Source organism: Nocardiopsis listeri (assembly GCF_020741345.1).
GTDB classification, from domain to species: domain Bacteria; phylum Actinomycetota; class Actinomycetes; order Streptosporangiales; family Streptosporangiaceae; genus Nocardiopsis; species Nocardiopsis listeri_A.
Genome location: NZ_DYZD01000379.1, coordinates 1 through 10476, shown reverse-complemented (window position 1 = coordinate 10476; position 10476 = coordinate 1). Strand labels below are relative to the sequence as shown.

Sequence of the window (10476 nt, the reverse complement as noted above, 5' to 3'; positions counted from 1 at the left end):
GCACCGTCCTCGCCACGCAGGTACATGGCGAAGGAGGGCTGCCCGTTGGCGGCGGTGGGTACCAGGGCGAGGTCGCCGGGCGCCTTGGCCGGACACTGGGCGTGGACGAGCCGCACGATGTTCTCGGGTCCGCGCACCCAGGTGGCGAACGGTGGCATCTCGAAGGCCGCCTCGGCGGTGAACAGCTCGGTGAGCGCACCGATGTCGTAGCTCTCGAAGGCGGTGACGTACCGCTCCAGCAACTCACGTTGGTCGGCCCTGGGCGCGGGGATCCGGTCCTCCCGTGGGAGTTCCTTGGCCAGCTGGGCACGGGCCCGCTGTAGCAGGCTGTTGACGGCCGGGACCGAGGTGTCGAGGATCTGCGCGACCTCGGCGGCGCTGAACCGCAGCGCCTCGCGCAGGATCAGCACGGCGCGTTGTTTGGCGGGCAGGTACTGCAGAGCGGCGACCAGGGCGAGACGGACGCTCTCACGACCGGCCACCACGTTCCCCGGGTCGTCGACGCCCACCCCGAGACGGTCCGGCATCGGCTCCAGCCAGGGGATCTCCGAGCCGTCTGCCAGTTCGGATTCGGGGCTGTCGGTCGGCCCGCCCAGGCCCGTGGGCAGGGGTCTGCGCCCGCGTTTGTCCAGGGCCGTCAGGCACACCGTGGTGGCGATGCGGTGCAGCCAGGTGCGCAGACTGGAGCGGCCCTCGAAGCGGTCGATCCCCTTCCAGGCGCGTAGACAGGTCTCCTGGACCAGGTCCTCGGCGTCGTGCGCCGAACCGAGCATGCGGTAACAGTGCGCGTACAGCTCTCGGCGGTAGGGGCCGATGAGCCGGGCGAAGTCCTGGTCGATCGTCGTCTGCTCAACCACGATCGTCACGCTACGCCGCCCCTACGACAGAACGGATGGGGTGTGGTCGTTCCTTTGCCGGAATTTCTTCCGGTGAGCCCACGGGCCGGTGGCCGGCACCCTTCACCGGGCGCCGACCACCGGTGGCGTGGGGCTCCGGTGGCCTCAGGCCTCCTGGGGTGTGGCCTCCATGGCGGCCAGGTGCTCGGGGCTGAGCTGGACGATCTGCACGTAGTTGCCGTCGGGGTCCTGGGCTGTGGCGAACAGGCTCCCGTCACGGTCCTCCAGCGGGGCGACCCACTCGGTGCCCCGCTCGTCCATGCGGGCGGCGACGTCTCGTGCGTCGGCGACGTCGAAGTTGAGGATCATCCGAGGGGCGTCGACGGCCTTGGGGCCGATGTCTTCGCGACGGTCGATCATCATGTGGAAGTTTCCGAACTTGAGCACCCGGTAGTCGCCCACGGTGTTGTTCTGGACCGGGTCGAGCACGGCGGCGTACCAGTCGCGCAGGCGGTCGGGATCGGTACTGGCCAGGAGCATGCTGTCAAGGACGGTGTTCTTCACGGGGTCCTCCCTGTGTCGTTGGTCCGATCGTTCACCCGTACCGACTCCGTGGAGGCGGTGAACTCATCGCGGGCTTTTCACTCCTGGATGAGGCCGATCACGTTGCCCGCGGGGTCGGTGAACCAGGCGACCAGGGGTCCACCGCCCTCGCGGACGATCCCCTTGGCGTCGTGCCGGAACTCCTCGTAGCGCAGCATGGTGATCCCGCGACGGAGGAGTTCGTCGACGGCGGCGTCGATGTCGTCGACCGGAAGGTTGAGGACGGTGAACACCGCGGGCACGTGATCGGGTTTGGGGTAGACGAGCACGCCGTGGTCCCCGCCCAGGTCGATCTGGAGCAGGCCGTGCCCTTCCATCCCCGGTACCGGCCGCACGTCCAGGCCCAGGGTGGTGCCGTAGAACTCCAGGGCGGTGTCGGGGTCGGGGACGGCGAAGGAGCCGAAGGCTCGGGTGGTGTCGAACATGTGGTCCTCCTCCAAGGTGGTGTCTCACCCGTACGGACCCGGGCGGCGAGCCGAACTCATCGCCTCTGTGGGCGCGAGCGGGTCAAACAATGCGGACGATTCCGTACGCGCCTCTTGGGTGACGCAGCGTGATCGCCGGTGTTACCTTCGCGTGGGCGAGAGGGCGCCTGACCTGGCGCGGCTCGCCGGTGTCCGACGGAGGGCACCGAGCCTCGTTCGAGGGAGATCGCATATGCGCGCAGTGGTGTTCGAGAACTACAAGGAGTTCCCCTCACTCACCGAGGTGCCCCGGCCGGAACCGGGACCGGGAGAGGTGCTCCTGCGGGTGGCCGGCGCCGGGGCGTGTCACTCCGACATCAGCGTCTACCGGGTGTTCGAGGAAGGGCAGCCGGGCGCCCAGAAGCCACCGTTCGTCCTGGGGCACGAGAACGCCGGGTGGGTCGAGGCCCTCGGCCCGGGCGTGAGCGAACGGATCCAGGTGGGCGCCGCGTACATGGTCTACGGGCCGATCGGCTGTGGACAGTGTCGCAAGTGCGCCGAGGGGCTGGAGACCTACTGCGAGAACGCCGCGACCATGCCCTACCTGGCCGTGGGGCTGGGCCGGGACGGCGGCATGGCCGAGTACATGACGGTGCCCGCCCACCATCTGATCCCGCTGGGCGACGCCGACCCGGTGATGGCGGCGCCGTTGGCCGACGCGGGTCTGACCCCCTACCACGCGATCAAGAAGGCGCTTCCGTATCTGGCCGGCGGTGGACGGTACGCGCTGGCCATCGGCCTGGGCGGCCTCGGCCTGGTCGGGGTGCAGATCCTGCGGGCGCTGACCGGTGCCACGATCATCGCCACCGACGTCAAGGAGGCGGCGCGCGGCCGCGCCGAGGCGGAAGGGGCGATCACCGTGGGGGCCGGCGCGGACCAGGTGGAGCAGATCCGCGCACTCACCGGCGGGCGCGGTGTGGACGCGGCCTTCGACTTCGTGGGCGCGGGCCCGACGGTGGCCACGGCGGCGGCCTCCATGGCTCCGGGTGGTCGTTGCACCGTGGTGGGCATCGCGGGCGGCACCCACGAGTTCTCGTTCTTCACCACCCCGTACGAGTCCTACGTGACCAACACCTACTGGGGTTCGGTCTCGGAGCTGTGGGAGGTGGTGGACATGTACAAGGCCGGACAGATCCGCCCGGACGTGGAGCGGTTCTCCATGGACGAGGCCCTGGAGGCGTACCGGAGGCTGGAGGCGGGCGAGGTCCACGGTCGCGCGGTCGTGACGCCGAACCCGAGCTGACACGGGGGTTCCGGAATCTGCCAGGATTCCCAGAACATCGCCGGACCGCTGTGGAGGAAACGAGATGGATCTGGGAATCACCGGCAGGGTGGCACTGGTGACCGCGGCCGGTTCGGGGCTGGGTCGGGCCATGGCCCTCGCCCTGGCGGCGGAGGGGGCGAACGTGGCGGTGACCGGCCGTGACACCGAACGTCTGGGGGCCACCGTCGACGCCTGCCGGGCGACCGGGGTGCGGGCCGTCGGCATCGTGTGGGACCTGGCCGAACACGGGCGCGCCCGGGAGGTCGCCGATCGGGTCGCCGCCGACCTGGGGCCGGTGGACATCCTGGTCAACAACACCGGTGGCCCGCCGCCCACTCCGGCCCTGGGCCAGGAACCGGCCCTGTGGCAGGACATGTACGCGGCGATGGTGCTGCCGGTGATCGAGTTGACCGACGCGGTCGTGGGCGGGATGCGCGAACGCGGTTGGGGGCGGATCATCACCAGTACCTCGTCGGGACCGATCTCCCCCATCCCGAACCTGGGCGTGTCCAACACGCTGCGGGCCTCACTGCACTCCTGGTCCAAGACGGTGTCCACGGAGGTCGCCGCGGACGGGGTGACCGCCAACGTCATCGTGCCGGGCCGGATCGCCACCCCGCGGGTGGACTCGTTGGACCGCGCCCGGGCCGAACGTGAGGGGCTTCCGCTGGAGGAGGTTCAGGAGAAGGGCCGCGCCTCGATCCCCGCGGGCCGTTACGGCGACCCGGCCGAGTACGGCGCGGTGGCGGCCTTCCTGGCGAGCAGGCAGGCCGCGTACGTGACCGGTTCGGTCATCCGGGTCGACGGCGGTCAGGTCTCCTCGGTCTGATCCGGGACGGGGAGCCGGTCGGGGTCAGGGGACGAGGGCGTGGACGTCGGTGACGGTCGCACCATCGGTGAGGTGGGAGACGACCGCTCCGGGGACCGCCGGCAGTCGGTGCTCGGTCTCGGCGTCGGTGCGGGACGCGGGCAGGGACTCCAGCCACGTGCCACCCTCTTCCCCCGCCTCCGGTCCGGCGGCGTACACCTGGGAACGGCCGTTGTCGGTGTCCAGGTGCGGCACCAGCAGGGTCCGCTCCAGCGCGATCGCGTGAGCGAGATGGTCGGGGGTGATCGCCTCCTCGTCGACCGTGACGGAGGAGAGGACCCGGCCCTCGGGGTCCACGTCGAGCGCCTCGAACGCCCACTCCGTGTCGGGGACGTAGGGCTCGTCTCCGCTGTCGACGGCCACCACCAGGCCCGAGGTGTCGGCGCGCAGCGTACGCCCCGCGGGGTCGATCGGAGAGCCTTCCTCGTCCAAGGCCTCTTCGGGGTAGCGGACCTCGCGACCGTTCACGGGGTCGTTCACGAACGGTCGCGCCAGGTCCGGCCCGGCCACGGTCACAACCGCCGGGGAGCGGTCCAGCGGGCCCGGCGCGACCGGGTCGCCGGGGCCGGTGATCGGCCGCCGGTCGTCCCACAGAACGCGCCCTGTGGAGGGGGCCAGGGCGGTGATGACCAGGGTCAGGGTCTCGGCACGGCCGGCGAACACGAGCGGGTCCTCGAAGGAGCCGCCCAGGCTCAGTCCGGCGAGCTCCTCCTCGGAAACGCAGGCGTGTGCGAGCACTACCCGACCGGGGTCGCCGGTGTCCTGGCCGGGTTGGAGCAGGGGCGGCCCCTGAACGGTGCAGAACTCGGTCGGCTCCGAGGGCCGAAACGCCCACAGGTCCGCGCCGTCGCGGGGGGAGCGGGCCAGGACGACGCCGTGGTCGGAGCCGGCCGCACCGGGTTCCTCCGGTAGCGCGGCGGCCTCCTCCGCGTCCAGGGAGTGCAGCTGCACCATCGGCGAGTACGCGTTCCACCCATCGGACGTCTCCTGGGCGCCGACGTCGCGTTCCCAGACGATCTCTCCGGTGGCCGCGTCCAAGGCGACGAACCTGCCGGGCGCGTGGGGCCGGGGTGGGCGCAGGAAGTAGGCGTGCTCCCCCAGTACGCCCCACCCGTGCCCGGCGAAGGTGTCCGGGTCGGGCGCGGACACGTCCGTCTCCCGGTAGGTCCACAGTTCCCGCCCGGTGGCGCCGTCCAGGGCGACCAGGCCGTCGGCCAGGACCGCGACGGGCCCGTGGGTTCCGCGCACCATGTCGATGGCGTCGACGTCGCCCGGAGGCGACCAGCTCCAGCCGTGCTCGTGCACGCTCTGTGGGTGGTCGGCCGGGGCGCCCGGGTGTTCGCGCGCGGTCTCGTGGATCAGTCCGGCCCGGTCGCGGTACCAGGACATCGTGGCCACCAGTGCGACCACGAGGACACCGACGCCCAGACCGAGCCGGACCCGACGTCGGACACGGCCGTCCCCGATGGGCGGCGCGAAGGCGGTCCCGCCCACGGCAGGGGTGGCGGGCCTCAGTGTCAGACCTTCTGGGAGGGCCGGGGGCCGAGCCCCAGGGCGGAACGCAGCTCGTCGCAGGCCTCGGCGCAGGTCTCGTCGAAGGTCACCACCTCGACCGGGCCGCCCCGAGCCCATCGGGCGAGCTGGTCGTGCCACTCGCTCCGCGGCATGGAGACGGTGTCGGGCGGGGAGAGGTCCTCCCCGACCACGATCGGCGGGCCGTCGGTGAGGACGGTGACCCTGTGCTCCGGATAGGTCTGGTCGAGGTCGGTGTCGAGAGGGTGGGAGGAGTGCAGGACCACGACGTGGGTCTGTTCGGGGCTCTCGTTGGTGGACATGGGCGCCTTTCCTTGGGGGGAACGCCCGAACCCTGCTCGCCCGGGGCACCTTCGAAACGTGATCCACCGGGCCGGTTCCGGTCACCGGCCCGGTGGAGTACCTCGCGAGGCCCTTCAGTAACCGCTGAAGGCGTCCGTGCGGACCCCGCGGGCCCCCAGGGCGCGCAGGAGGCCACGCGTGGCCTCGACCATCACCGGCGAGCCGGCCACGTAGGCGAGGCGGTCGGCGTGGTCGGGCACGTGCTCGCGCAGCGCCGTCGCCGGGTCGGGGCCTCCGTACACCGCGCCTTCGGGCAGGACGCCCGGGCCGTGCGGGCAGACGACCACCACCGGGATTCCGGCGGCGGCGAAGACCTCGGTGTGGGTGAGATCGGCGGGGTCGGTGACCTGGTGCAACAGGACCGCGTCCCGTCCCGGGTGCTCTGCGGCCATGGAGGCGAACGGCGTGACACCGATGCCGCCGGCCACGAACAGGACCGGGACGGCCGGGTCGGCGGGTGGCAGGAAGTCCCCCGCGATCCCCGTCGCGATGAGCTCGTGACCGGGTTCGAGCTCGACCAGGGTCCGCTTCAGGCTGCTGGAGGATTCGGGCACGCGCATGGCCAGACGGATCTTCTCGGGATCCGTGGGCGAGGAGGCGATGCTGAACATCCGGCGGGTGCCCCGGGAGTCGGGACGGCGGTGCGGCACGGTGAGTTCCAGGTACTGGCCGGCGGAGAAACGCAGCGGCCGGGAGGAGGCCAGGACCAGTTCGATCGTTCCGGGCACCGGCTCGCGGCGGTCGACCAGGCGCAACCGGAGCGCGTGCCGCTGACCGAACGTGAAGGCCAGGACGTTGCCGACCAGCAGCGCCAGCTCGGGTGAGGAGTACAGCGGGCCGAGGGTGAAGGAGACCCCGTCCAGAACACCCACGGTCGCGGCCACCAGCGCCCGCTGCCACCACCGGGGCGGCGTGGTGAGCGGTTCGGTGAGCATGAAGGCGGCCAGGAACAGCAGCGGGGAGGAGGCCAGGACCGTCCAGACCGCGTCGGTGACCGGTGTTGCGGCAGCGACCGTGGCGTACAGGTTCAGTCCCCCGCTGACCAGGAGGAACACCCCGACATAGGAGAACACCCCGAGCCGGCGCACCACCAGGTGGCCGCCGACCAGGACCAGCGGCAGCAGGCCGGCCGAACCCACCCACCAGGAGGGGGCGGCGATCCCGGCGACCCCGACCACGACCAGCGCGAACGCCGCCGGGTTGAGCACGTGCCTGCCGCGCCGGGTCAGTACGTACTTGGACAGGGTGGCCAGAGCCGAGGCCACCGCGACCGCGAGCAATCCGGTCAGGGTGCCCTCCGGCCACAGGATCAGGAACAGGATCAGGCCGGTGATCAGGGACGACTCCGGGTGCGGACGCACCCCGAGGGCCTTGGGCACGAGCAGACCGGTGAGCAGGGCCGCGCCGACCGACACCACCAACGAGGCGATGACGTCCACGAGACCGAAGGAGAGGATGCCGAGGGCGGACTGGACCAGGGCGGCCAGGGTGATCGCGCCCAGGGTGACCGATACCAGCCGGTACATGGTGACCTCCCCGGTGAACAGGGCCGACAGGTATCTCATCGGAAGAACTCCCAGGAGGTGGCGGGGTGGGGGCGGGGCCCGGGCCGGTGCTGGAGGGTGCCGTCGGTGAACACCCGCGTGCATTCGAAGGCGAAACCCGCGTCGGACAGGGTCTCGGGGGTGGTGTGGAACAGGGCGGTGGCCAGGCCGTCGGCGAGGGCGGCGGTCTCGGCGACCGCCCAGGTCGCGGTGACACGTTCGACCGGCGCACCCGTGCGGGCGTCCAGGACGTGGTGCAGCCCCTGCCCCCAGCGTCGACGGTTGGTGGCGGAGGAGGCCAGGGCGCCGTCCGCGAGGGTGAGGACGCCGATGGCCCTGCTCGGGTCCCAGGGGTGTTCGAGGGCGACCCGGATCGGTGCGCCGTGGGCGCGCAGGTCGCCACTGGCGTCGACCACCGCCGCGGTGATCCCGTGGTCGGCCAGCAGTCCGGTGACCTCGTCCACCAGCCATCCCTTGCCGAGCGCGCCGATGTCCAGCACGGCCGGCGCTTCGGCGTGGGGTCGCAGGGTGAGGACGGTGCCGCGCCGGTGGAGCGCCCCGGGTCCGGGGGCGGGCGACGGCGGCCCGTGGGGGCGCAGGGTGTGCTCCGCGTCGTCGCCCAGCCGGACCATGGAGCCCCCGATCAGGGGGTCGATCGCGCCATCGGTGGCCGCGCGCAGGCGTTCGTACAGGTCCAGGATCCCGACGACGCTGTCGGGGAAGGCGACCGGCCCGCCGGTGGTGGCGAGTTCGGCGACCAGCGAGTCGGGGCGGAACCGCGAGTAGGCGCGGTCGAAGTCGGCCACGAGCAGGTCGACGGCGTCGATGACCTCCGTGGCGGGCGGCTCGGGGGTGTCGACGCGCCAGCGGGTGCCGATGGCGGTCAGGTCCCAGCCGTGGGGGCGGGCGGGCACGGCGGTGGCGGCGACGTCAGTCGTGGGCATCGTCGCGGATCCGGTTCAGGGCCTCCAGGAAACCGTCTCCGGTGAGGGAGGACCCGCCGACCTTGTCCACCTCGATCTCGTCCAAGGGCACGCCGACCACCAGTTCGGGGATCTTCTGGGCGAACTCCTCCTGGTAGCGGGCGGAGTTACCGCTCTCGGCGGTACCGACGACCTCGACCTCGGTGACGTCGTTGTCCTCCAAGGTGATGGTCACGGTGATCTCGTTGTCGGCTCCGTGGGCGACGTAGGGGCCGGTGGCCGTGTACTCGCCGTCGGTGTAGTCGCCGTGGAGGACGGGTTCGGGGTCCTCGGTGGGCTCCGTCGAGGGGCCGGGACGGGGTTCGGGTTCGGGTTCGGCCGCCTCGGCCGGGGCGTCGGCGCCCTGGAGGTGGGCGGTGCCCATCACCAGGCCGACACCTGCGATGGCCAGTCCCGTTCTGACCAGGCCGTCACGGACTTGTGGAGCGGGTTCGGGGGGCACACGGGACCTTTCTTTGCGGAAGCGGTCGGGGCACACCACGCGCATGACAAGGGTAGGCTAACCTAAACTCTGCCGGCGAGCGCCCCCGGGTGCGTACGGGGAGCCCGCCGACCACCCAGACGTGAGGGACGCCCGATCCACCCTCGCTCCGCAGCGCGGTTTCATGGACAACTCATCCGGTTCCCACCAGGCTGGGCGCATGCGAATCCTGCGTCACCTACAACGCATCGACAAGAGCGTCTACGACCGGGTGACCCGAGTGGGCACCCCGCGCTTGGACGGGTACGCGCCACGGTTCGTCCAGGCCACCGACCACATGGCCCCCTGGATGATGGTCTCGGCCACCCTCGCGGTCACCGGCGGCCCCCGACTGCGGCGCACGGCGCTGCGGGCCATCACCGCGGCGGCTCTGGCCAACGCCACCGCCTCCGGGATCAAGTACCTGGTGCGGCGGCCCCGACCGGACGGTTCGGCGGTGCCCGCCGCGCGTTTCCCCTACCGGTCCTACCTGAGTTCCTCCTTCCCCTCCGGGCACACCGCCGCCGCGTTCGGGTTCGCCGGTGGGGTGGCCGCCGACGCGCCTCAATCCCTGTCTGCGCTGGTGACCGCCCTGGCCGGCACCGTGGGGTTCTCGCGGGTGCACAGCGGCGTCCACTACCCGGGCGACGTGCTCGGCGGGATAGCGGTGGGGTTCGCCTCCGCCCTGGTCGCGCGGGCACTGATCCCGCCCAGGCCCGAACTCGTCCACGGCGCGAGCACCGTCCCGGCGGGCGAAGCCGACGTGGACCCGGAGGGCGCCGGGGTGACGGTGGTGCTCAACCCGCGTTCGGCCGACGGGACCCTGCCCACGCTCACCACCGCCGACACCACCACCCGGGTCGCCCGAGAGCTGCCCCGGGCGCGGATCATGCCGATGTCGTCCGACGACGACATCCTGGAGGTGATGGACAAGGCCGCGCGCGACTGCGAGGTGCTGGCGGTGGCGGGCGGCGACGGCACGGTGAACGCCGGTGCGACCGCGGCCCTGGCGCACGATCGTCCCCTGCTGGTGCTGCCGGACGGAACCCTGAACAACTTCGCCCGCACTCTGGGTCTGACCTCGGTGGACATCGCACTGCGCGCCTTCGCCGACCGTCGTCTGGCGCGGGTGGACGTGGGCGAGGTCGACGGACACGTCTTCCTCAACACGTCCTCGTTCGGGTCCTATCCGCACATGGTGGAGCATCGGGACCGATGGGCGCAGCGGATCGGCAAGTGGCCCGCGTTCGCGCTGGCGCTGTGGCGGGACCTGCGGGAGGTGCGGCCCACACCGGCCCTGGTGGACGGACGCCAGGCCAAGGTGTGGTGGGCGTTCGTGGGCAACTGCCGGTACCGGACGCACGCGCGGGTACCCGGGATGCGCGAGCACCTGGACGACGGACGTCTGGACGTGCGGGTGCTGTGCGCCCGATACCCCTTCCCCCGCTTTCGCGCCCTGATGGACGTGCTTTTGGGGCGGCCGTTGTCGGGGCGGGGATACAGCGAACGCCTGGTCGAGTCGTTGACCCTGGCCATCCCCTCCCGGCCGCGGTTGATCGCGGTGGACGGCGAGGTCATG

11 protein-coding genes are annotated in these 10476 nt (G+C 71.8%); 3 read left to right on the top strand and 8 right to left on the bottom strand.

The features are described from left to right. The 3 genes from K8V84_RS20360 to K8V84_RS20350 form a co-directional block, all read right to left on the bottom strand. Positions 1 to 866: sigma-70 family RNA polymerase sigma factor (locus tag K8V84_RS20360; RefSeq protein ID WP_304077391.1), on the bottom strand; the 866-nt coding region annotated here is incomplete at its 3' end. Between the two features lie 135 nt (positions 867 to 1001). Beyond that, a complete protein-coding gene (locus K8V84_RS20355; RefSeq protein WP_304077389.1) occupies positions 1002 to 1400 on the bottom strand; it encodes a glyoxalase/bleomycin resistance/extradiol dioxygenase family protein in 399 nt (132 codons plus the stop codon). Positions 1401 to 1477: 77 nt separating this feature from the next. Beyond that, positions 1478 to 1864 carry a VOC family protein gene (locus K8V84_RS20350; RefSeq protein ID WP_304077387.1) on the bottom strand — a complete coding sequence of 129 codons (387 nt, stop codon included), beginning with the start codon at positions 1862 to 1864 and terminating at the stop codon, positions 1478 to 1480. A 232-nt stretch (positions 1865 to 2096) separates the two neighbouring features. Between K8V84_RS20350 and K8V84_RS20345 the strand changes: the two genes are divergently transcribed. Together K8V84_RS20345 and K8V84_RS20340 are read left to right on the top strand one after the other, a co-directional pair. After that, on the top strand, positions 2097 to 3146 hold the full coding sequence (locus K8V84_RS20345) for an NAD(P)-dependent alcohol dehydrogenase (RefSeq protein WP_304077386.1): 1050 nt from the start codon (positions 2097 to 2099) through the stop codon (positions 3144 to 3146). Positions 3147 to 3210: 64 nt separating this feature from the next. After that, positions 3211 to 3996: an SDR family oxidoreductase gene (locus tag K8V84_RS20340; protein WP_304077384.1), complete on the top strand. Its 786-nt coding sequence runs from the start codon at positions 3211 to 3213 to the stop codon at positions 3994 to 3996. A 24-nt stretch (positions 3997 to 4020) separates the two neighbouring features. Here K8V84_RS20340 and K8V84_RS20335 read toward each other — a convergent pair whose 3' ends face one another. From K8V84_RS20335 to K8V84_RS20315, 5 genes are all read right to left on the bottom strand, one after another. After that, positions 4021 to 5529, bottom strand: coding sequence for a PQQ-binding-like beta-propeller repeat protein (locus K8V84_RS20335; RefSeq protein WP_304077382.1), 1509 nt, complete (start codon positions 5527 to 5529; stop codon positions 4021 to 4023). Positions 5530 to 5552: 23 nt separating this feature from the next. Further along, positions 5553 to 5870: a hypothetical protein gene (locus tag K8V84_RS20330; protein ID WP_304077380.1), complete on the bottom strand. Its 318-nt coding sequence runs from the start codon at positions 5868 to 5870 to the stop codon at positions 5553 to 5555. 114 nt (positions 5871 to 5984) lie between these two features. Next, positions 5985 to 7475 carry an FAD-dependent oxidoreductase gene (locus K8V84_RS20325; RefSeq protein ID WP_304077378.1) on the bottom strand — a complete coding sequence of 497 codons (1491 nt, stop codon included), beginning with the start codon at positions 7473 to 7475 and terminating at the stop codon, positions 5985 to 5987. After that, positions 7472 to 8398 (bottom strand): FAD:protein FMN transferase, encoded by a 927-nt coding sequence (locus tag K8V84_RS20320; RefSeq protein ID WP_304077376.1) that lies wholly within the window; start codon positions 8396 to 8398, stop codon positions 7472 to 7474. Before K8V84_RS20320 ends, K8V84_RS20325 begins: the two co-directional genes overlap by 4 nt. Continuing rightward, positions 8385 to 8879: an FMN-binding protein gene (locus K8V84_RS20315; RefSeq protein ID WP_304077374.1), complete on the bottom strand. Its 495-nt coding sequence runs from the start codon at positions 8877 to 8879 to the stop codon at positions 8385 to 8387. Before K8V84_RS20315 ends, K8V84_RS20320 begins: the two co-directional genes overlap by 14 nt. A 199-nt stretch (positions 8880 to 9078) precedes the next feature. On the opposite strand from K8V84_RS20315, the gene K8V84_RS20310 reads away from it, so the two are divergent. Then, positions 9079 to 10476 (top strand): bifunctional phosphatase PAP2/diacylglycerol kinase family protein (locus tag K8V84_RS20310; protein WP_304077371.1); only part of this gene is annotated, 1398 nt, incomplete at its 3' end.

Excerpts from the sequence above, each read along its gene's own strand:
- K8V84_RS20350 (WP_304077387.1), bottom strand. The coding sequence starts at position 1,864 with ATGTTCGACACCACCCGAGCCTTCGGCTCCTTCGCCGTCCCCGACCCC.
- K8V84_RS20345 (WP_304077386.1), top strand. The coding sequence starts at position 2,097 with ATGCGCGCAGTGGTGTTCGAGAACTACAAGGAGTTCCCCTCACTCACC.
- K8V84_RS20340 (WP_304077384.1), top strand. The coding sequence starts at position 3,211 with ATGGATCTGGGAATCACCGGCAGGGTGGCACTGGTGACCGCGGCCGGT.
- K8V84_RS20330 (WP_304077380.1), bottom strand. The coding sequence starts at position 5,870 with ATGTCCACCAACGAGAGCCCCGAACAGACCCACGTCGTGGTCCTGCAC.
- K8V84_RS20325 (WP_304077378.1), bottom strand. The coding sequence starts at position 7,475 with ATGAGATACCTGTCGGCCCTGTTCACCGGGGAGGTCACCATGTACCGG.
- K8V84_RS20320 (WP_304077376.1), bottom strand. The coding sequence starts at position 8,398 with ATGCCCACGACTGACGTCGCCGCCACCGCCGTGCCCGCCCGCCCCCAC.